This is a genomic window from Bordetella genomosp. 7 (genome assembly GCF_002261415.1).
Classification (GTDB): Bacteria; Pseudomonadota; Gammaproteobacteria; order Burkholderiales; family Burkholderiaceae_B; genus Bordetella_A.
This window is the reverse complement of the sequence record NZ_NEVI01000014.1, coordinates 450009-470028: the sequence shown is the minus strand read 5'-3', so window position 1 is coordinate 470028 and position 20020 is coordinate 450009. Positions and strand designations below refer to the sequence as shown.

General features: G+C 64.0%; 19 protein-coding genes. 6 read left to right on the top strand and 13 right to left on the bottom strand.

Translation table 11 applies throughout. The features are described 5' to 3' along the window. Window positions 1–5: 5 nt before the first annotated feature. On the bottom strand, window positions 6–1373 hold the full coding sequence (locus tag CAL18_RS09175) for an aspartate aminotransferase family protein (RefSeq protein WP_094796737.1): 1368 nt from the start codon (window positions 1371–1373) through the stop codon (window positions 6–8). A gap of 135 nt (window positions 1374–1508) precedes the next feature. Between CAL18_RS09175 and CAL18_RS09170 the strand changes: the two genes are divergently transcribed. From CAL18_RS09170 to CAL18_RS09150, 5 genes are all read left to right on the top strand, one after another. Then, the gene (locus tag CAL18_RS09170; RefSeq protein ID WP_026641249.1) at window positions 1509–2441 is read left to right on the top strand and encodes a 2-hydroxyacid dehydrogenase; all 933 of its coding nucleotides are present in this window, start codon (window positions 1509–1511) and stop codon (window positions 2439–2441) included. Window positions 2442–2527: 86 nt separating this feature from the next. After that, entirely contained in the window at window positions 2528–3544 is a 1017-nt protein-coding gene (ubiU, locus tag CAL18_RS09165; protein WP_026641248.1) for a ubiquinone anaerobic biosynthesis protein UbiU, read from the top strand. Between the two features lie 5 nt (window positions 3545–3549). After that, window positions 3550–4434 (top strand): U32 family peptidase, encoded by an 885-nt coding sequence (locus CAL18_RS09160; protein ID WP_094796770.1) that lies wholly within the window; start codon window positions 3550–3552, stop codon window positions 4432–4434. Beyond that, window positions 4431–4844 (top strand): ubiquinone anaerobic biosynthesis accessory factor UbiT, encoded by a 414-nt coding sequence (gene ubiT / locus CAL18_RS09155; protein WP_094817706.1) that lies wholly within the window; start codon window positions 4431–4433, stop codon window positions 4842–4844. Before CAL18_RS09160 ends, ubiT begins: the two co-directional genes overlap by 4 nt. Before the next feature lie 3 nt (window positions 4845–4847). Then, the gene (locus CAL18_RS09150; RefSeq protein ID WP_081745775.1) at window positions 4848–5240 is read left to right on the top strand and encodes a putative zinc-binding protein; all 393 of its coding nucleotides are present in this window, start codon (window positions 4848–4850) and stop codon (window positions 5238–5240) included. Between the two features lie 65 nt (window positions 5241–5305). On the opposite strand, the gene CAL18_RS09145 is transcribed toward CAL18_RS09150, so the two are convergent. The 4 genes from CAL18_RS09145 to CAL18_RS09130 all read right to left on the bottom strand — a co-directional run bounded on the left by CAL18_RS09145 (window position 5306) and on the right by CAL18_RS09130 (window position 9542). Beyond that, on the bottom strand, window positions 5306–6499 hold the full coding sequence (locus CAL18_RS09145) for an NAD(P)H-dependent flavin oxidoreductase (protein WP_094796735.1): 1194 nt from the start codon (window positions 6497–6499) through the stop codon (window positions 5306–5308). 80 nt (window positions 6500–6579) lie between these two features. Next, window positions 6580–7341 (bottom strand): anaerobic ribonucleoside-triphosphate reductase activating protein, encoded by a 762-nt coding sequence (locus tag CAL18_RS09140; RefSeq protein ID WP_094817705.1) that lies wholly within the window; start codon window positions 7339–7341, stop codon window positions 6580–6582. Next, complete coding sequence (gene nrdD, locus CAL18_RS09135; protein WP_026641243.1) at window positions 7304–7486, bottom strand: anaerobic ribonucleoside-triphosphate reductase; 183 nt, start codon at window positions 7484–7486, stop codon at window positions 7304–7306. The genes CAL18_RS09140 and nrdD overlap by 38 nt, the downstream gene beginning before the upstream one ends. 64 nt (window positions 7487–7550) lie before the next feature. Then, the gene (locus tag CAL18_RS09130; protein ID WP_094817704.1) at window positions 7551–9542 is read right to left on the bottom strand and encodes a ribonucleoside triphosphate reductase; all 1992 of its coding nucleotides are present in this window, start codon (window positions 9540–9542) and stop codon (window positions 7551–7553) included. A 174-nt stretch (window positions 9543–9716) separates the two neighbouring features. On the opposite strand from CAL18_RS09130, the gene hemN reads away from it, so the two are divergent. Then, window positions 9717–11099 carry an oxygen-independent coproporphyrinogen III oxidase gene (gene hemN / locus CAL18_RS09125; protein ID WP_026641241.1) on the top strand — a complete coding sequence of 461 codons (1383 nt, stop codon included), beginning with the start codon at window positions 9717–9719 and terminating at the stop codon, window positions 11097–11099. 45 nt (window positions 11100–11144) lie between these two features. Here hemN and CAL18_RS09120 read toward each other — a convergent pair whose 3' ends face one another. The 8 genes from CAL18_RS09120 to CAL18_RS09085 form a co-directional block, all read right to left on the bottom strand. Continuing rightward, entirely contained in the window at window positions 11145–12026 is an 882-nt protein-coding gene (locus CAL18_RS09120) for a DMT family transporter (protein ID WP_051423902.1), read from the bottom strand. Window positions 12027–12060: 34 nt separating this feature from the next. Next, a complete protein-coding gene (locus CAL18_RS09115; RefSeq protein WP_026641239.1) occupies window positions 12061–13128 on the bottom strand; it encodes a histone deacetylase family protein in 1068 nt (355 codons plus the stop codon). Window positions 13129–13136: 8 nt separating this feature from the next. Continuing rightward, on the bottom strand, window positions 13137–13427 hold the full coding sequence (locus tag CAL18_RS09110; protein ID WP_026641238.1) for a cupin domain-containing protein: 291 nt from the start codon (window positions 13425–13427) through the stop codon (window positions 13137–13139). 24 nt (window positions 13428–13451) lie between these two features. After that, a complete protein-coding gene (gene gabT / locus CAL18_RS09105; RefSeq protein WP_026641237.1) occupies window positions 13452–14717 on the bottom strand; it encodes a 4-aminobutyrate--2-oxoglutarate transaminase in 1266 nt (421 codons plus the stop codon). Beyond that, entirely contained in the window at window positions 14714–16357 is a 1644-nt protein-coding gene (locus CAL18_RS09100; RefSeq protein WP_026641236.1) for an ABC transporter ATP-binding protein, read from the bottom strand. The genes gabT and CAL18_RS09100 overlap by 4 nt, the downstream gene beginning before the upstream one ends. A gap of 8 nt (window positions 16358–16365) precedes the next feature. Further along, window positions 16366–17205, bottom strand: coding sequence for an ABC transporter permease (locus tag CAL18_RS09095; RefSeq protein ID WP_026641235.1), 840 nt, complete (start codon window positions 17203–17205; stop codon window positions 16366–16368). Further along, the gene (locus CAL18_RS09090) at window positions 17202–18206 is read right to left on the bottom strand and encodes an ABC transporter permease (protein ID WP_038852663.1); all 1005 of its coding nucleotides are present in this window, start codon (window positions 18204–18206) and stop codon (window positions 17202–17204) included. The genes CAL18_RS09095 and CAL18_RS09090 overlap by 4 nt, the downstream gene beginning before the upstream one ends. Before the next feature lie 105 nt (window positions 18207–18311). Continuing rightward, window positions 18312–19892 carry an ABC transporter substrate-binding protein gene (locus CAL18_RS09085; RefSeq protein ID WP_026641233.1) on the bottom strand — a complete coding sequence of 527 codons (1581 nt, stop codon included), beginning with the start codon at window positions 19890–19892 and terminating at the stop codon, window positions 18312–18314. Window positions 19893–20020: the final 128 nt, after the last annotated feature.

Here is a 20020-nt window from a genome sequence, read left to right as displayed (position 1 = left end):
GCCGATCAGGCGCCCACAAACGCGCTGGTGTCGTCCAAGGTGGCCACAAAGCGTTGCACCATGTCGCGCACCTGCGTGGCCTGGATGATCAGCGGCGGGCAGAATGCCACGGTGTCCTGGATGCCGCGCACGATCAGGCCGTGCGCATGGGCCCGTTCGTAGGCATAAGCGCCGGCCTTGCCCAGCGGGTCGAATGGGCGCCGGCTGGCCTTGTCGGCCACCAGTTCGACGCCCGCGATCAGGCCCAGGCCGCGCACTTCGCCCACCAGCGGGTGGCCGGCCAACGCGCGCAACTCCTGCTGCATGAGTTCTCCCACTTCGGCGGCATGCTCGATAAGCCCCCGCTCGTCGATGATGTTCAGGTTTTCGAGCGCCACGGCGGTGGCCACCGGGTGGCCGCTGGCGGTGTAACCATGGCCGAATGTACCCAGCCGCCCGCTATGCGACGTCACGGCGTCTGCGACCTTCGCATTGAGCAGCACCGCGCCCAGCGGCTGATATGACGATGTGATCTGCTTGGACAGCACCATGATGTCCGGCTCGATTCCCAGCACATCGGACCCGAACCGCTGCCCCAGGCGGCCGAAGCCGGTGATGACCTCGTCGGCCACCACCAGGATGTCGTACTTGCGGCACACGGCCTGGATCTTCGGCCAATAGGTACGCGGAGGAACGATGACGCCGCCGGCGCCCATCACGGGCTCGCCGATGAAGGCAGCGATCGTGTCCGGACCTTCGCGCGTGATCAGGGCTTCCAGCTGCGCCGCGAGCCGGGTGGCGTAGTCTTCTTCCGATTCGCCAGGCAGCGCATTGCGATAATGGTGCGGGCAGTCGGTATGCAGCATGCGGGGCAATGGAAGGTCAAAACCGTTATGGTTGCCCGCAAGCCCCGTCAGGCTCGCGGATGCCACGGTGACGCCGTGATAGCCGCGCTGGCGCGCGATGATCTTCTTCTTGTCGGGGCGGCCCAGGGCATTGTTGTAATACCACACCAGCTTGATCACGGTGTCGTTGGCTTCGGACCCGGAGTTGGTGAAGAAAGCCTTGGCCATGCGTCCATCGGTGTAACCGATCAGGCGCTCGGCGAGCTCGATGGCGGGCGTATGCGATTTGTGGGTGAAGGTATGGTAGTACGGCAATTTCTGCATCTGGCGGGTCGCGGCGTCGACCAGCCGCTGCTCGCCGAAGCCCACCGCCACGCTCCATAGCCCGGCCATGGCTTCCAGATACTGGCGGCCCTGGTCGTCATATACATAAATGCCTTCACCCCGGTCGATCACGACCGGCCCGGTGCGTTGATGCACGACGGCATTGGTATACGGATGCAATTGGAAGCGCACGTCGCGCAACTGAGTGTCGTTCAGTGTTGTCATGGTTGTCAGGCCTGGAGAAGGGGCCCGGCGATGCGCCGGCCGCCAATGCGCTTGTTATATCATCATCAGATACATGCGGGGCGCCGGCCGAACTGCGGCGCTGCCGGTTCTTTCACTCTGACGTCTCCCGCGACCATGAAAATTGTCTTCGCTTCTACCCATGAAATCTCGCCCGCCGATTGGATAGACCCGCTGGAAGCAGCATTGCCGGGCTCCCGGGTCGTGATGTGGCAGCCGGACCTGCCGGCGCAGGATGCCGAAATTGCCGTCGTCTGGGGCCCTCCGGCGGCGTTGTTCGAGCGCGAGCGCAAGCTGCGGGCAGTATTCAATCTGGGAGCAGGGGTCGACGCCTTGTTCAAACTGCCCACTTTGCCGGCCGATCTGCCCATTGTCAGGCTCGAAGACGCCGGAATGGCGGTACAAATGGCCGAATACGCCGTTTGGGCCGTGGTAAGGGCCAGCCGGCAGTTTGACGACTATGTCCGCCAGCAAGGCCAGGGTCTATGGAATCCCTTGCCCGAACTCGACCGCGCTCAATGGCCCATAGGCGTGCTGGGCACCGGCGTCATGGGCACTCGCGTGGCCCAGACCCTTGCGTCACTGGATTATCCCGTTGCGGGCTGGTCGCGCAGTGGCGCCGTTCCGCCGGGGGTACAGGGTTTTGCCGGCACGGCGCAATTGCCGGCTTTCCTGGCTCGAACCCGCGTACTGATCAATACGTTGCCCCTGACCGACGACACGCGCAATATCCTGCGTCGCGACACGCTGGAGCAATTGCAGCCCAACGCCTGCCTTATCAACATGGGCCGCGGCGAGCACCTGGTCGAAGAAGACTTGCTGGCCCTGCTGGAAAACGGCCGGATGCAGGGCGCCACGCTGGATGTATTCCGCCAGGAACCGTTGCCTTCGGATCATCCGTTCTGGAGCCACCCACGCGTGACCATCACCCCGCATGTGGCCGCGCTCAGCCTCCGGCGCGAAACTATTGCGCAGGTCGCCGACAAGATCGGGCGCTTCATGCGCGGCGAGCCGCTTACCGGCGTGGTGGCGCGCGACCGGGGGTATTAAGTGCAAGCGCGCGGGCGTCGGTTCGCGGGCCGGCACGTTTGATCTCTGACAATGCGGCAGTGTAGGACTGACTCCTACACTGCCGCATGCAAACGCGTACCTCCAATCTAGAACTGGTCGCGCCCGCAGGCAGCCTGGCTGCCTTGAAAGCGGCGCTCAAAGCTGGCGCAAATGCGGTTTACCTGGGGCTGAAGAACGCCACCAACGCACGCAACTTCGCCGGCCTGAACTTCACCGAAACCGACGTTCGCGCAGGCATCGACCTGGCCCATTCCATGGGGCAGAAGGTGCTTTTCGCCATCAATACCTTCCCGCAGGCGGGGCGCGCCCACGAATGGCGGGCCGCGGTCGATGCGGCGCACGCCTTGCAGGCCGACGCCGTCATCATGGCCGACCCAGGCCTCATGGCGTACACACGCGATCGCTATCCCGACCTGCGCCTGCATATGTCCGTGCAAGGCTCGGCTACTCATGTCGACGCCATAGAACTGATGCGCGAGCAGTTCGGCATCAGCCGCGTGGTGTTGCCGCGCGTGCTCACGATGGCCGAAATAGGCAAGATATGCGCGCAGACCTCGGTGGAAATCGAGGTCTTCGGATTCGGCAGCCTGTGCGTCATGGCCGAAGGCCGTTGCCTGCTTTCGTCATACGCCACGGGCGATTCTCCCAACAACAAGGGCGTGTGCTCGCCCGCGCATGCCGTGCGCTGGTACGAAACCGAAAGCGGCCTGGACGCCCGCCTTAATGGCATCCTGATCGACCGCTACGCGCAAGGCGAACACGCAGCCTACCCGACACTGTGCAAGGGGCGCTTCGAGGTTGAAGGCCAGGCCGATTACGCAATCGAAGAGCCAGCCAGTCTCAACGCGCTGGGGCTGCTGCCGGCCATCTACAACATGGGGGTGGCGGCTATCAAGATCGAGGGCCGGCAGCGCAGCCCCGCCTACGTGCAGCAAGTGGTTGCGACGTTGCGCGCTGCGCTGGACGCCGTGCACGCCGACGTGGCTCGATATTCCGTCAAGCCCGAATGGCTGTCCACGTTGGCTAGCCACGCCGAAGGGTCTCAAGTTACACAGGGCGCCTTCGACCGCCCCTGGAAATAATGCTCATGCCATACCAGATTTCCCTGGGGCCGCTGCTCTATTACTGGCCCCGCCGCACTGTATTGGATTTTTACGCCACCATGCTCGACAGCCCGGTGGATATCATCTATCTGGGCGAAACGGTGTGCAGCAGACGCCACGAACTACGCGCGGCCGACTGGCTGGAGCTTGCATGTGCCTTGCGTGATGCCGGCAAGAGCGTCGTCCTGTCGACCCAGACGCTTATCGAGACCAGCGCCGATGCAAACGCGCTTCGGCGCTGGTGCGAACATGATGACTTCCTGATCGAGGTCGGCGAGGTGGGCGCCTTGCGTCATGTGAACGGACGGCATTTTGTGGCCGGACCGCATCTGAATGTGTATCACGGCGATACGCTGGCCTGGCTGGCCGCGCAAGGCGCCATACGCATGGTGGCGCCCGTCGAGATGGGTCGCGATGACATGCAGCGCCTGTTGCAGGAACGTCCGCGCGGCATACAAGTCGAGCTGATGGTGTGGGGCAGATTGCCTCTGGCATTCTCGGCACGCTGCTTTACCGCGCGGCACTTCCGTCTGAAGAAGGACGCGTGCGAATTCCGCTGCATCGAATATCCCGATGGCTTGCCCGTGAATACGCGCGAAGGCCAACCCTTTCTTGCCATCAACGGGATTCAGACCCAGTCGGCGGCCTGCCTTGACCTTATCGACCGGGCCGGCGAGCTTGTGGGCATGGGGGTAGACGTACTGAGGGTGAGCCCGCACTCGCAGAACACGCTGGCGGCGGTTCGCGCACTGGATGATATCCGGCAGGGCCAGGCGCCCGGCGAAGTCCGGCCGCCAGCCGGCATCAATCGATGCAATGGATACTGGCATGGCCGGCCCGGTATCGATTACGTGGAGTCTCTCTCATGACACGTTTTACCGCCATCATGGCACGCATGGATCGCGTGGTGCCGGCTCCGTTGGTATCGGCGCATTTTGCCGCGGGCCTAGAAATTGCCCGCCTGATGAAGTGGCTGCAGCCGCCGACCGAAATTGAGGGCAAGCGCTTTGCCATCAAAATCGATGATCTGGGCCTGCGCAGTTGCTTCACCTGCCGCCAGGGACGTTTCAGGCCGCTATGGAAGCGCGAGGCCGATCTTGAACTGAGCGCCAGTCTGGGCGATTTCATCGCGATGATGCGCGGTACGTGCGACGCCGATACGCTGTTCTTTCAACGACGGTTGCGCGTAGAGGGCGACACCGAACTGGGCTTGATCGTGAAAAACTGGCTGGATGCGACCGAGCGCCCGGCCTGGTTGCGTCACTCGGGCCAGGTCTGAACGATGAAGTCCGGGCGATCCGATCTGCCGCTGGTGTACTCGTGCTCCGGGTGCTCTAGCGTGGCACAGTTGGCCAACGATCTGGCGGTTCGGTTGGACCACGCAGGCCTGGCTGAAATGTCTTGCATCAGCGGCGTGGGCGGTGGGGTTCCCATGCTCGTAAAGCGCGCTCGCAGCGGCCGGCCCATCTTGGCCCTGGACGGATGCGTACTGGCTTGCGTGCGGGCTTGTCTGGCCAGTGCCGGCGTGCAGGCTTCATGCCATCTGGTACTGAGCGAGCATGGCGCGACCAAGCGATATCACAGCAACTGCACCGACGCCGAGCGGGCAGCCGCCTGGAATCTGGCTAGCGAGGCAGCCCAGCAATTGGCCGGGGCTGGCGGCCCGAGCAAATAGAAATAGCGCTGCGCCGGGATAAGATCGGCGGGGCTGGCGCGAGCCCCCCGCCTTCAAGGCAATGATCAGGTGAGTACGGCGGCGTCACGTTGCGGGGCGGCGTGTGGCATCGCATCCGGCATGTCGCCGTGCAGCAGGTAGTTGATTAGCTCGCGCACCGACCGTATGGCTTCTCCGAATGGCAGCTTCGAGGCGCCGCGGAAGAACAGCCCTTTGTCGACTTCTCCGCGCATGGCGGCGGCCAGCTTCAGGTCGATGCAGAACTGCCCGAAGCGGGCCAGACCATCACGCAGGCCGCATTGGGTCAGGCAGTCCATGCGTTGCGTGCACCGCCGCGGGTCGGGACGGGCATTTTGCTGCAGGCGTTGTTCCTGGCGCAGGTAGCGTGTCAGCCAGGGGGTCGCGACCGCACGGGCCGGCAGGCCGGCCACGCTGATGAATTCTTTGAGCCTGGCAGGGTCGGCATCGATGAGCACCTGCTTGAAGTTGGGGTGGGCGTCGCCTTCGGTGGTAACGGCAAAGGCCGTGCCCACCTGGACGGCGTCGGCGCCGTTGTTCAGCCAGTATTTGACCTTGTCGTGCGAGCCCACCCCGCCGGCCACGATGAGCTTGGGAGCGTCGCGATTCAGCCCCAGCTCGTCGAACAGCGCGCGGCATTCCGCCAGTACGCGGCCGAAGCTGAATCGCTCGTCGTGCAGGTCGGAAAGCTTGGTTGCGCCCAGATGTCCGCCCGCATGGCCAGGATGCTCGATGACCACGGCGGGGGCCAGGCGGCCCTTTTTAAGCCATTTTTTCAGCACGATGCCCACGCCGCGCGCTTCGGACAGAATGGGGATGAGCGCGATTTTCTGGTGGTCGGCTGTCATGTCGGGCAGGTCGATAGGCAGGCCCGCGCCCATGACAATGGCGTCCGCGCCGCTTTCGCAAGCCTGTTTTACCAGGGCGGCATGGTCACGTACCGCTTTCATGACGTTGACGGCGATGAGCCCCCGCCCGCCGGAGCGCTCGCGGGCAGCGCGGATTTCGCGGTCGAGCGCCACGCAGTTGGCTTGGTCGATGGCGGCGCGGTCGCGGCACTTGATGGTTTGCTCAAGCAGGTCTGGATGGTGATGGCGAAGGTCGACGCTGGCGATGGTGCCTACGGCGTTTTCGCTTGCGACGGCGCCGGCCAGGCGGTGCGCCGATATTCCTACGCCCATGCCGCCTTGGACAATGGGCAACAACTCGCGTCCGGCGAGAGACAGTGTTTTAAACCACATGGATACAGAATCCCTAGTTTGGGCAATGGCAAAACGGTAGGCGATCAGATGCCGTTACGTATTGCGCGGAATCAATCTGCCTAGCGATAGGCAAAATGCGGGAACAGCGCGGCCAGCTCGGACTGGGCGTTATCGCTGAGCACGGCGTCGGGCGCCGCGTCGGGGGAACGGCGATAGTTTTGCACTGCGTAATGAGATACGCCGCGGTGCGCGAGGTGGTCGGCAAGGGCAAGCAGTTCGGGTTCGGGCAGCCAGCGCGGGCTCCAGGTGGTTCGGCATTCGAACGCGACACCGCTGGCCAGCAATGCGTCCAGGCAGGCCTCGGTTGTGGCCGATGTACCCGGCCGACCTGTAAGTGCGTCATAGCCCTGGGCATTGCTCTTGACGTCGAACCCTATCCAGTCAAGGCGCGGAAGCAAAGCCTGCAGACGTGAAGGGTAGATGCCAGCCGTGTGCAACGCCACCCGGAAGCCGAGCGCCCGGACGCTGCGTATCATTTGTGCAAGCTGCGGCTCACTGAGCGGTTCTCCTCCCGAGAATACGACGGCATCGAGAAGCCCGCGGCGGGCTTGCAGGAACTCGAGCACGGCATGCCAGTTGTAATGGCCGGCGCGTGTCTGCAGGTGCGGGTTATGGCAGTACCCGCAGCGCCAGGGGCAGCCGGCGATGAACACCACGCAGGCAAGTGCCCCGGGCCAGTCGACACTTGAGAACGGGACGAGGCCGCCGATGCACGGCTCGCCCCGGGGTACCGTGGCAGCCGCGGGCGGCGCCGCGATCCACGAGACCGGTTGGCAGGCTGGATCAGGCGGCACGTTGTTCGCAGAAGAACTGTCGCTCATTGAACTCGCCTTGCTTGCCGATATTGAATGAGGTAACCGGCCGGTGATAACCCATGACGCGCGTCCAGATTTCGCAGCGTACGCGCTGGTCGTCGCTGATCGGTGCGGGGCCGTTGCCGACGGTGGGGGAATTCAAGGTTTGCATGGAAGCTCCTGTGGGAGAAAACAGGCCCGGCTGACCGGGCGGGCAATACCAGGCGCCGAAGCGTCTAGTCATGACTGCATGTCTGGGTCCGCGATAGCAGTTCGGCGTCGCATTTCGGGCAGAACTCGTGCCGGCCCGACAGGTAGCCATGATTGGGGCAGATGGAGAACGTGGGCGTCACGGTGATGTAGGGCAGGCGGAAGTTCTCGAGGGCGCGCCGTACCAGGGCGCGGCAGGCGTTTGCGGACGACACGGCTTCGTTCATGTAAAGGTGCAGCACAGTGCCGCCGGTGTACTTGCTTTGCAGCGCTTCCTGCATGGCCAGCGCCAGGAAGGGATCGTCGGTGTGCCCCACGGGAAGTTGGCTGGAGTTCGTGTAGTAAGGCTGCGCGTCGGTGCCGGCCTGCAGGATGTCCGGCCAGCGCTTGCGGTCCTCGCGTGCGAAGCGGTACGTGGTGCCTTCGGCAGGCGTGGCTTCAAGGTTGTAGAGGTGCCCGGTGGATTCCTGGAATTCGGTGATGCGGGCCCGGATATGGTCGAGCAGGCGAACCGCCAGCGCGTGGCCGCGTGGGGTGGTGATGTCATCGGTGTCGCTGCTGAAATTGCGCACCATTTCATTGATGCCATTGACCCCCAGCGTACTGAAATGGTTGCGCAGCGTGCCCAGGTAGCGCCGGGTGTACGGATACAGCCCTTGGTCGATATAGCGTTGAACCACCTTGCGCTTGACTTCCAGGACATCGCGGCTGAGGTCGAGCAGTGTGTCCAGGCGCCGCAGAAGCGCTGGTTCGTCGCCGGCATGCAGGTAGCCCAGGCGTGCGCAGTTAATGGTAACGACGCCCACGGAGCCGGTTTGCTCCGCCGACCCGAACAGCCCATTGCCGCGCTTCAGGAGTTCGCGCAGGTCGAGCTGGAGCCGGCAGCACATGGAGCGCACCATGTGGGGCTCGAGGTCGGAGTTGAGGAAGTTCTGGAAGTACGGCAGGCCGTACTTGGCTGTCATGTCGAACAGCAGTTCGGTATTGGGGTGGTCCCAATCGAAGTCGGCCGTGATGTTGTAGGTAGGAATCGGGAAAGTGAACACCCGGCCCTTGGCGTCGCCGGCCATCATGACTTCGATGTAGGCGCGGTTGATCATGTCCATTTCGGCCTGCAGCTCGCCGTAGCTGAAAGGCATCTCGGCGCCGCCGATATAGGGAATCTGCTCGCGCAGGTCGACAGGGCAGGTGAGGTCGAACGTCAGGTTGGTGAACGGCGTCTGCGTTCCCCAGCGGCTGGGCACATTGAGGTTGTAGATGAGTTCCTGCATGGCCTGCTTGACTTCGGCATACGACATATTGTCGCGGCGTACGAAAGGCGCCATGTAGGTGTCGAAGGAGCTGAATGCCTGGGCGCCCGCCCATTCGTTCTGCAGGGTTCCCAGGAAGTTGACGATCTGCCCGATGGCTGCCGACATATGGCGGGGCGGCGTGGCCTCGACCTTGCCCGGCACGCCGTTGAAGCCCTCGGTAAGCAATTGCCGCAATGACCAGCCGGCGCAGTAGCCGCTGAGCATGTCGAGGTCGTGGATATGGATGTCGCCGTCGCGGTGGGCCTGTCCGGCGGCCGGGTCGTACACATGCGACAGCCAGTAGTTGGCGGTGACCTTGCCCGCCACGTTCAGGATCAGCCCGCCGAGGCTGTATCCCTGGTTGGCGTTGGCGTTGACACGCCAGTCGCGCTGGTCGAGATATTCTTCCATGGAGCTTTCGACGTCGACCAGCGTGTGCCGCAATGTGCGCAGCCGCGCGTGACGTTCGCGGTACACGATGTAGGCGCGGGCCGTTTTCCAGTGCCCCGCCTCGACCAGTACTTCTTCGACGATGTTCTGGATGGTTTCTATGCCCGGGCAGGGGTGGCTGGACAGCCGTGCCGCCACGCGCGTGCCCAGGATGTCGGCCTCGGAAGGCTGGACTTCGCCGGTGGCGCGACCGGCGGCGGCGATGGCGCGGACGATGTTTGCGCCGTCGAAGGGAACCACGCGGCCATCGCGTTTGAGGATATGTTGTGGCGTCATTGCGAGCACTTCATGTAGTAGGGTTGCGGGTAGCCTACTACCACATCCTGTGGTCCGAAAGTCAAAGTCGTGGCCAATAGCCCCGGGCTTGATGTGGCGCAAGCGAATCGCTCGTTTGCGGTTTATTTGCGTTGAATCAAGTTGCTGCGCGGCCTCAGTTTGCATAATCGCAGCATGCCTTCGTCTCCCACGTTCTCGCGCGACGTTCTGGCCCGTCTCGATAAAAACGGCCCGCGTTACACCTCCTATCCCACTGCCGACCGCTACCATGGCGGGTTCGGGCCTCCGGAGTACAGCCAGGCGCTGGCGGAGCTGAGCGCGCGCGCCGACGCGCCGCTTTCGCTGTACGTGCATATCCCTTTCTGCGAGTCGTTGTGCTACTACTGCGCCTGTAACAAGGTCATCACCCGGCATCACGAGCGGGCGGCCCGTTATCTGGATGCGCTGCAGTCCGAGATGGCCCTGCATTCGCAAATATTCGGACGGGGCCGGCCGGTGTCGCAATTGCATTTCGGGGGCGGCACGCCAACGTTCCTGTCCGACGAAGAACTCAGCGGCCTGATGGGCGGCATACGCGATCATTTCCGCCTGCTGCCCGACGCCGAGCTTTCCATCGAGGTCGATCCGCGTACGGCCACGCCCGAGCGGCTGGAGCACCTGGCCAGCCTGGGCTTTAACCGCCTGAGCCTGGGCGTACAGGATTTCGACCCGGCCGTGCAGCGGGCCGTGCATCGCATTCAGCCTTATGAATGCGTGCGCGATCTGGTGCACAGCGCCCGGCGCCTGGGCTACGCATCGATCAACATGGACCTGATCTACGGCCTGCCGCTGCAGACCGCCGAATCGTTCGCGCATACGCTGGAACAGGTCTGTGCGCTGCGGCCGGATCGCATCGCGCTTTACGGGTACGCGCACCTGCCCGAACGCTTCAAGCCCCAGCGCCGCATCGTGCCGGCCGAACTGCCTACCGGTGAAACCCGGATCGAACTCCTGGGCAGCGCCATCTCGCGCTTTCTGGACGCGGGCTATGACTACATCGGCATGGACCACTTCGCCCTGCACGACGACACGCTGGCCCGGGCCAAGCGCGCCGGCCTGCTGCACCGCAATTTCCAGGGCTACAGCACGCAGCCGGACTGCGACCTGGTTGCGCTGGGCGTGTCGGCCATCGGCAAGGTGGGTGGCACCTACAGCCAGAACGCAAAATCACTGGATGACTACTATGCGCGCATCGAGCAGGGTACTTTCGCCGTGGAGCGCGGCCTGGAAATGAGCCACGACGACCTGCTGCGCCGCGACGTGATCATGGCGATCATGTGCCAGGGCGGCGTCGAGTTCGGCGCCATCGAGCAGGTTCACGACATCGCGTTCGACACCTACTTTGCCGCCGAGCTCCAGGCCTTGCAGCGCCTAGTAGACATGGGGCTGGTGCGCAATGAGCCGGGCGCATTGCGGGTTACCGACATGGGGTGGTATTTCGTGCGTGCGGTAGCCATGACATTCGACCGGTACCTGCGCGAGCGCAGCACGCAGGCACAATACTCGCGCATCGTATGACGCCTGCAGCGCGGCTTGGTCTGTCGCGAGTGCCGCGTTGCGGCACTATCGCGTCGGGGCCGGCCCGCTGCCGGGCGAGCGTGTCAGCAACGACATGCCGGCCACCACGATCAGTGTCATGCCTGCCATTGCCAGCAGGTCCGGCGGGCGGTTGAACAAGAAAGTGCTGAACGCCACCGCCATCAGCAGGTGGCAATAGTTGAACGGCGCCAGGGTCGAGGCGGGCACCCGGTTGAACGCCGCAATCAGCAAGATCTGGCCCACGCCATTGACGACGCCCATGAATATGATGAAGGCCCAGTCGGCAGCGTCCGGCCAGGGCTGGGGCAAGAAGAACGGTGCCGGCAGGGCCGTGACAATCAGGCAGATCACCGCCGTGGATGCATACTGAATGTGGCTCGGCACGCGCCCCGACAGTCGGCGAGTCAATACCTGGAAAATGGCGTAGCTGACCGCCGCAATGGCCATCAACGACGAACCCAGCCACGGAAGATCGCCTCCCGGACGCACGATCAGCAGCATGCCCGTGCAGCCCAAAGCCACGGCCGCCCACTGCCGCAGGCCCACGCGTTCGCCCAGCAGCCATGGCGACAGCGCCACCACTATGAGCGGCGAGGTGAAATAAATGGCTGTGGCCTCGGACAGGGGCATCCAGATCAGGGCTGTCATGAAGCAGGTGCCCACGCTGCCCAATGCCAGTCCGCGAGCCAGCAACAGGCCTTTGTCGGCGGTACTCTCCCAGCGCGGCCAGCCATGGCGTATAAGCAGGCCCACCCCGATGGTGGTCACCGAGAGATAACGCATTACGTTGAGAAAGGGCGCCGGATAGAAGTTCAGCAGATGCTTCATGGCGGCGTCGAAGCTGGCGAAGGTGACCAGTGCCGCGAGGTATAACGCGATCCCCGAACGGGGTGTAGGAGCCGACATGGTTGGAATGGGCCGGGTAGGGGCGGATACGGAGTCAGTCGGGTACGGTTTGCGCCATGCCCTGGAGGAATGCGTCCAGCGCCGGACCGATGGCTTCGACCAGGTAGCCCCCTTCCTGCACGATTACGGTGGGCAGGCCTAGCCCGTTGATCCGTTCGCCGATGTGGCGGTATGCGTCGATATCCAGAGCCAGCACGCTGATGGGGTCGTCGATGTAGGTGTCGAAACCCAACGATAGCACCAGGGCGCGGGGGCGATAGTCACGCAAAGCCACCAGGGCATTGTCGAGGGCGGCCAGGAACGCCTCTGTGTCTGTGCCGTGGGGAAGGGGGAAGTTCAGGTTGTAGCCGTGGCCGCTGCCATAGCCGCGTTCGTGGACGTGTCCCGTATAGAAGGGATAGTACCCGGCCGGGTCGGCGTGCAGCGACAGGGTCATGACTTCGGGACGTTGGTAGAAGATTTGCTGCGTGCCGTCGCCGTGGTGCGCGTCTACATCCAGGATGGCGATCTTGCCATAGGTCTGCAGCAAGCGTTGCGCGGCGACGGCGCCGCTGTTCAGGTAGCAGAAGCCGCTAGCCCGGTCGCGATGGGCGTGGTGTCCTGACGGCCGGCACAGCGCGTAGGCAATGCCCTGGTGCCGGGCCACCTGATCGGCAGCCGCCACGGCGCTGTGTGTCGATCGCAGCGCGGAACGCCAGGTGTGTGGGCCGACCGGGCAGGACAGGTCGCCCAGGTAGTATCCCGCCTGCGCCACGATGGAGCTGGACGGGCAGGGCCCGCGCTCGGCCTGCTCGGGGTGGCCGCTGTGGTAAGGCGCGAGGTTTGGCAGCACCTCGACGCCCGGGTCCATGCCTTGCGCTTTCAGGGCGAGCCAGCGCGTGTAAGCGTGCTCGAGAAAGTCCAGGTAGTCGGGGCTATGCACGCCATGCAACGGTGCGCGCCCGTAGTCCGGCGGCTGTTCCAGGGACACGCCGCGGGCCGCCAGCGCCGCTTGCAAGGCCCGGGCGCGGGCCGGAGTGTCAGTCGGCGCGCACAGCCGCCCCAGCCGCATGAACTGGCGCGGTTCGTGCAGCAGCTGTTCTTCGCAGAAAAAAGCCTTCATAACGACTCCTAGGCTTGCTTGAGTTCGATTTCCACGAAGACAAATTCGGTCTCGTTCGGGTTGATGACGTTATGTTCCACGCCGGCGGGCCGGAAGTACGAAATGCCGGTGCGCAGTTCGCTGGTGACCTCGCCATCGGGTGTTTCGAGCAGCAGCGCACCGGTGCTCTGGGGAACGATGACATAGGCCAGGCCATGGCGATGCCAGCCGGTTTCGCCGCCGGGCGGGAACCGCCACTCGGTAACCCGTACATGTTCGTTGTCGATCTGCACCGTGGGTGCCGCTTCAGGGCGCTTCATGGTTGTCTCCTGTTGATGGCCGCATCAGGCGGGCATGACTTGCGCAAGGATGTCCATCGCTTCGCTCATGGTTTTATCGGGGATGGTCAGCGGAAACAGGAAGCGGATGACATTGCCGTGCACGCCGCAGCTGAGCAAGAGCAGGTTCTTTTCGAGCGCCCGCGCCTGTAGTTGCCGGGTGTAGTCGGGCAGGGGAGTGCCGTCGGCGGGATGGCGGAACTCGGCGGCCACCATGGCGCCCAGCGCCCGTACGTCCGCCAGTTCCGGCACGCGGGGGCGCAGCGCTTCGAGATGGCGGCGCAGCCGTTCGCCATGGGCGGCGCCGCGGGCGGGCAGCTGGTCTGTCTGCATCACCCGCACCACTTCGAGCGCCGCCGCGACCGACAGCGGGTTGCCGGCGTATGTCCCGCCCAGTCCGCCCGGCGGTGGTGCGTCCATGACCTCGGCGCGCCCGCATACGGCTGACAGGGGCATGCCGCCGGCAAGCCCCTTGGCGATGGCGGTAAGATCGGCGGCCACGCCGTAGTGCTCCATGGCGAACATTTTGCCGGTACGCCCGAAGCCGGTCTGCACTTCGTCTGCAATGAGCAGAATGCCATGCTGGTTGCACAGCGCCCGCAACGCGCGCATGAACTCTGGCGGGCAGATGTTGAACCCGCCTTCGCCCTGCACGGGCTCGATGACGATGGCTGCAACCCGCCGCGGGTCGACATCGCTGTCGAACAGCGCCTGCAGCCCGGCAAGCGCGTCGGCGACGGAAACGCCATGCATCGGATTGGGATACGGGGCGTGATAGACATCGGCCGGAAAGGGGCCGAAGCCGGCCTTGTAGGGGATGACCTTGCCGGTGAGCGCCATGCCCATCAGGGTGCGTCCGTGGAAGGCTGCACTGAACGCGATCAGTGCAGGGCGGCCGGTTGCGCAGCGGGCGATCTTGACGGCATTTTCGACCGCCTCCGCGCCGGTGGTGAAAAGCGCGGTTTTCTTGGGAAAGTCGCCCGGGACCAACCGGTTGAGCTGCTCGGCCAGTTCGATGTAGCTGCCATACGGCACGATCTGGTAGGCGGTATGCGTGAAGCGCCTGACCTGGGCCTCGATGGCCTGCACGACGTCCGGGTGGCGGTGGCCCGTATTGAGCACCGCGATGCCGCTGGCAAAGTCGATATAGCGCCGGCCTTCGATGTCCCAGAGCTCGGCATTGTCGGCGCGGTCTGCATAGAAGTTGCACATGACGCCCACGCCCCGGGGCGTGGCGGCATCTTTTCGGCGCGTCAGGTCGGCATTGGTCATAGCGCGGGTTCCAGTTGCGGACCGCCCGGCGGGTTCCAGTGCTGGCCCGGAATGGCGGCTATCAGTTTCTGGGTATAGGCATGGCGGGGCTGGTCGAAGATCTGGCTCGGGCTGCCGTACTCGACGACCTTGCCCTGGTGCATGACCAGCACTTCGTCGCAGACCTGCGCCGCCACGCGCAGATCATGAGTGATGAAGATCAGGGCGATCTGCAGGCGCTGCTGCAGCCCGTGCAGCAACTGCAACACCTGGGCCTGCACCGAGACATCCAGCGCCGACACGGATTCGTCGGCAACCAGGATTTTCGGCTCGAGCGCCAGCGCGCGGGCGATGCCTATGCGTTGACGCTGCCCGCCGGAGAACTGGTTGGGATAGCGGTCGAATGCGGAAGCGTCCAGGCCCACGAGCTCGAGCAGTTCGCGCGCGCGGGCTTCGGCCTGCGCGCGCGGCTGCCCGCTGGCGACAGGGCCGTCGCTGATGATGCGGCCGACCGTGTGCCGCGGATTGAGCGATGCGAACGGATCCTGAAAGATCATCTGGATCTCTTTGCGCAACGGACGGAACTGGCTTTCGGTCAGCCCCGCGATGTCGCGCCCGTTGAAGATCATCTCGCCGCCATCGATGCCGACCAGCTTGAGCAGGCATTTTCCTATCGTGGACTTGCCCGATCCGGACTCGCCCACGATGCCCAGTGTCTGGCCGCGCCGGACAGCGAAGCTGACGCCGTCGACTGCGCGCACGGTGCGCTTGCGCCCCAGCCAGCCCCGGCCGGTGACGTAGGTCTTGTAGAGGTTGCGCACTTCGAGCACCGGCTTATCGGTGTCGCGCGATTCTTGCGCATGGGCGCGGCGGCGTGGCACTGCGCTGATCAGGCGCTGGGTGTAAGGGTGCCTGGGCGAGTTGAGAATCTGGTCGGCCGGCCCTTGTTCGACCAGTTCGCCGCTTTCCATGACTGCGACGCGATGCGCAATTTCGGCAACGACGCCGAAGTCATGGGTGACGAACATCACGCCCATGCCCTTTTCTTTCTGGATGCGCGCAATCAGGTCCAGGATCTGCGCCTGCGTGGTGACATCCAGCGCGGTGGTGGGCTCGTCGGCAATGAGCAGCGCGGGTTCCAGCGCCAGGGCCATGGCAATCATGACGCGTTGGCGCTGGCCGCCGGACAGCCGGAACGGATAAACGTGGTAGAGCGTGGCGGGGTCGGGCAGGCCGACGAATTCCAGCAGCTCGAGCACGCGCTGTCGACGCGCGTCGCCAGGATAGGCCTGATGCACGCGCATGACTTCTGCGATCTGTTCGCCGACCGTCATCAGCGGATTCAGCGCCGACAGCGGCTCCTGGAAGATCATGGCCATGTCTTTGCCGCGCATGGCCTGCAGCGTGGCTTCGTCCTGGGCAAGCAGGTCGGATCCGCGCAGCAGGATCTGTCCGCTTTGCGGGGTCAGGTAATCGGGCAGCAGGCCCATGATGGCGTTCGCGCTCATCGACTTGCCCGAGCCCGATTCGCCCACGATGCACAGGATCTCGCCTTCGTGCACGTCGTAGGAAACGTTATGTACGGCGTAGCGGCGATCCCCACCGGAGGGCAGGGGAATGGTCAGGTTGCGCACTGACAGCAGCGGTGTCTTGTCGCTCATGCGGCCTCCTATTCGCCGCGCTTGCGCAGCTGGGGATTGAGGGCGTCGTTCAAGCCTTCGCCGATCAGGTTGATGGCCAGCACGGTGAGCAGAATGGCCACCCCCGGCCACACGCTCATCCACCAGGCTTCGCGTATCATCGTGCGGGCCGCGCCGATCATGAAGCCCCAGCTCATCAGGTTGCGGTCGCCCAGCCCCAGGAACGACAACGCCGATTCGGTAAGAATCGCCGTGGCCACCATGAACGACGCCGACACGATGATGGGCGACATGGCGTTGGGCAGGATCTGGGTGCAGACGATGCGCGAAGGCGTCTGGCCTATGACGATGGCAGCCTGCACAAACTCGCGCTGCTTGAGCGTCATGAACTCGGAGCGCACCAGGCGCGCCGCCGGAGGCCACGACACGAGTGCGATGGCCCCCATGATCGAATACACAGACGGGCTCAGCACCGCGACCAGCACCACGGCCATGGCCAGCTGCGGAATGGTCTGGAAGAATTCGGTGAACCGCATCAGCGCGTCGTCGATGCGGCCGCCGCAGTAGCCGGCGATCGCGCCGATGACAATGCCGAACGCCAGCGCCACGCCTGTGGACAGCAGCCCCACCAGCAAAGAAACCCGGGCTCCCCATACCAGGCCCGCCGTGATGTCGCGCCCCAGCATGTCGGTGCCGAACGGATAGGCCGGGTCGGTGAACGGCTTGATGAGCGGCTCGGCCACCATCATCCAGGGCGATTCGGGATAGAGCAGCGGCGCGGCCAGCGCAATCGCCACGACCAGCAGCATGACAGCCAGGCCGCCCACCGCGCCATAGTTGCGCATATAGCGCTTCAGGAATGGCTTCATGCTGCGGCCCCCTGTGAATCGGCCGAGATACGCGGATCGATCAGGCGGTAGAGCATGTCGGTAAGCAGGTTGAAGGCCACCACCATGACGGATGTCACCAGGAAAATGCCCAGCAGCAACTGATAGTCGCGTTGCAGCAGTGCGTCGAACATCAGCCGGCCGATGCCGGGCCAGGCAAACACAGTTTCGGTGAGCACGGCGCCCCCTGCCATCTGGCCCAGCTGGATGCCGGCGAACGTCACCACCGGAAGCAGGGCATTGCGCAGCACATGGGTGCGAATGACGCGATTGGGGCTCACCCCTTTTGCGCGGGCGGTCTTGACGAAGTCCATGCCGATAACTTCCAGCATCGAGGCCCGCGTCAGCCGCACGTAGACGGCCATGAAGAAGCAACCCAGCGTGACGGTGGGCAGGATAAGGTGCAGGGAGATGTCCTGCACTCGCGCCCAACCGGTGTAGCCCGCACCCACGGTTTCCATGCCGAACGCCGGCAGCCAGCCCAGCAATACCGAGAACAGCAGGATACCCATCAGTGACAGCCAGAACAGCGGCGTTGCGTAAAGCAGCAGCGCACCCGTCATGACGCTGCTGTCTATCCAGCGGCGCTTGTTGTTGTAGCGCGCTTTGGCAGCGATGACCCCCAGCAGCACGCCGAACACAATCGAAAACACGAAAGCGCAGAACATCAGCAGGAAGGTGGCCGGCAGGCGCTCGAGTATCAGATCCAGCACCGGCACGTGATTGCGATAGGAGTAGCCGAGGTCGAGCTGCAGCACTCCCTTCAAGTACAGGCCCAGTTGCGTCAGCAGCGGCTTGTCCAGGCCGAATTCGGCGCGCAGGGCGGCGAGGTAGGCCGGATCGCCCGCGCCCGCCTGGCCGGCCAGCACGGCCGCCGGATCGCCCGGGGCCAGCCGTATCATGAAGAAGTTCAGGATGACCACGCCCAGCACGACCGTGAGGGCCTTGCCCAGGCGCGATATGAAAAAGGACAGGAATTTCATGCAAAGCATCTCCGTCGGAACACCGCGGGCCGGCGGACCGCGGGTTGCGGCGGTCCGCCGGGGCGGAAACCCGCGGCGGACCGGGCGCGCCAGGCGCGCCTGCTTTTACTTCTGGATATAGACGTCGGCGAACGTTTCGTTCAGCCCGATGGCGGTCTGGACCAGGTTCTTGACGTTGCTGCGGTACAGCGTGGGGAATTCCATATCAACCAGGAATCCATTGGCAACGTCGTTGACCAGGATGGTCTGGATCTTGGAATACAGCTCTTGCCGTTTGGCGGGATCGACTTCCGAGGCGGCGGCGGTCCAGAGCTTGTCGGCCTCGGGGTTGTTGTAGCCCTGCACGTTGGCAAAGGGCGAGCCCTTGACCATGTTGGCCGCGGCGTACAGGCGCTGCACGCCCAGTGCCGGGTCGCCGTACTGGTAGGTGTAGTTCAGCGTCAAGTCGAAGTCCCAGTTGCCGGTACGGCTGGCCCAGCCGCCTGCATCGGTGGCTTCCATCGTGATCTTGAAGCCCAGCTGTTCCATTGACTGCTTGATGTACTCGCCCAGCCGGTCCCAGGTGGGTCCGTACGGAAAGCCCAGGAAGCGCAGGTTGTACGCGCCGGGGTCGATGCCGGATTCCTTGATCAGCGCGCGCGCCTTCTTCATGTCGAAGTCGATGGGCGGCATGTTCTTGTCGTAGAACATCTCGGTGGTGACAAACGGGCTGGTGGCCACTTGCCCCAATCCGAAGAAGATGTTGTTGACGATCAGCTTGCGGTTGAGCGCCGCCATGACGGCCTGCCGCACCTTGACGTTGTCCAGCGGCGGCGTGCGCATGTTGAACATCAGGTAGGCCTGCGGTGAGAACATTTCCCAGCCCTGCGTGGTGTATTCGACATTGGGCAGGGAACGCAGGCGCTTGACGTCCACGTTGTCGACGTCGCCGCCACGCAGCGCGTCGACGGTGCCGCGTTCGAAGGCGACCGCGCGCGAGGCCGAATCGGGAATAATGTTGAACACCAGCTCATCGAGGTACGGCTGGCCTTCCTTCCAGTAGTTGGGGTTGCGCACCAGCTTGATGTATTCGCCGCGCTTCCAGTCGTCGAACATGAACGGGCCAGTGCCTACCGGTTTCTGGTTGGCCGGATTCTTCATGTAGTCGGTACCCTCGTAGATGTGCTTGGGCATCATCGGAGCGAACCCTGGTTCGAACATCAGCATGAAGGCGGGAAAGGGCGTCTTCAGGCTGATCTTGACCGTGTGGTCGTCGATCTTTTCTACCTTGTCCAGGTATCGGCCCAGAATCACGCGGGCCCGGGCGTGCGTCTTGGGCAGCAGCTCGCTCAGCGAAAAGACGACGTCGTCCGCGGTAAAGGGCTTGCCGTCGTGCCACTTGACGCCTTCTTCGAGCTTGAAGGTATAGGACAGCCCATCGGGCGCGACTTCCCACGACTTGGCCAGGCCAGGTTGCGGCTTGAGGTCGAACGAGTACGTCAGCAGGCTTTCATACATTTTGCCTGCCACAAACTGCGTGGGCGCCTGCTGGTTCAGCGCCGGCACCAGGATGGGTGGTTCGGGCTGCACGATCATGCGCAACGTGCCGCCGCGCGTCTGTGCCTGTGCTTGTACCAGGGCCGTGGGTACGGCGGCGATCAGGGCGAGCGCGCCCAAGGACAATTTGAGGCGTGTTGTTAGTTTCACTGTGGACCTCCGGGCATAGTAAGAAATACGGGAGGGCAGCGCAGGGCTCCTGTGCTCTGGCAACCATGCCTTCCCGCGACTCAGGTGCTACGGGTGGAACAGGTACAGCGTGGCGCGGCACGGGGCCG

Excerpts from the sequence above, each read along its gene's own strand:
- CAL18_RS09175 (WP_094796737.1), bottom strand. The coding sequence starts at position 1,373 with ATGACAACACTGAACGACACTCAGTTGCGCGACGTGCGCTTCCAATTG.
- CAL18_RS09170 (WP_026641249.1), top strand. The coding sequence starts at position 1,509 with ATGAAAATTGTCTTCGCTTCTACCCATGAAATCTCGCCCGCCGATTGG.
- ubiU (WP_026641248.1), top strand. The coding sequence starts at position 2,528 with ATGCAAACGCGTACCTCCAATCTAGAACTGGTCGCGCCCGCAGGCAGC.
- CAL18_RS09160 (WP_094796770.1), top strand. The coding sequence starts at position 3,550 with ATGCCATACCAGATTTCCCTGGGGCCGCTGCTCTATTACTGGCCCCGC.
- ubiT (WP_094817706.1), top strand. The coding sequence starts at position 4,431 with ATGACACGTTTTACCGCCATCATGGCACGCATGGATCGCGTGGTGCCG.
- CAL18_RS09150 (WP_081745775.1), top strand. The coding sequence starts at position 4,848 with ATGAAGTCCGGGCGATCCGATCTGCCGCTGGTGTACTCGTGCTCCGGG.
- CAL18_RS09145 (WP_094796735.1), bottom strand. The coding sequence starts at position 6,499 with ATGTGGTTTAAAACACTGTCTCTCGCCGGACGCGAGTTGTTGCCCATT.
- CAL18_RS09140 (WP_094817705.1), bottom strand. The coding sequence starts at position 7,341 with ATGAGCGACAGTTCTTCTGCGAACAACGTGCCGCCTGATCCAGCCTGC.
- nrdD (WP_026641243.1), bottom strand. The coding sequence starts at position 7,486 with ATGCAAACCTTGAATTCCCCCACCGTCGGCAACGGCCCCGCACCGATC.
- CAL18_RS09130 (WP_094817704.1), bottom strand. The coding sequence starts at position 9,542 with ATGACGCCACAACATATCCTCAAACGCGATGGCCGCGTGGTTCCCTTC.
- hemN (WP_026641241.1), top strand. The coding sequence starts at position 9,717 with ATGCCTTCGTCTCCCACGTTCTCGCGCGACGTTCTGGCCCGTCTCGAT.
- CAL18_RS09120 (WP_051423902.1), bottom strand. The coding sequence starts at position 12,026 with ATGTCGGCTCCTACACCCCGTTCGGGGATCGCGTTATACCTCGCGGCA.
- CAL18_RS09115 (WP_026641239.1), bottom strand. The coding sequence starts at position 13,128 with ATGAAGGCTTTTTTCTGCGAAGAACAGCTGCTGCACGAACCGCGCCAG.
- CAL18_RS09110 (WP_026641238.1), bottom strand. The coding sequence starts at position 13,427 with ATGAAGCGCCCTGAAGCGGCACCCACGGTGCAGATCGACAACGAACAT.
- gabT (WP_026641237.1), bottom strand. The coding sequence starts at position 14,717 with ATGACCAATGCCGACCTGACGCGCCGAAAAGATGCCGCCACGCCCCGG.
- CAL18_RS09100 (WP_026641236.1), bottom strand. The coding sequence starts at position 16,357 with ATGAGCGACAAGACACCGCTGCTGTCAGTGCGCAACCTGACCATTCCC.
- CAL18_RS09095 (WP_026641235.1), bottom strand. The coding sequence starts at position 17,205 with ATGAAGCCATTCCTGAAGCGCTATATGCGCAACTATGGCGCGGTGGGC.
- CAL18_RS09090 (WP_038852663.1), bottom strand. The coding sequence starts at position 18,206 with ATGAAATTCCTGTCCTTTTTCATATCGCGCCTGGGCAAGGCCCTCACG.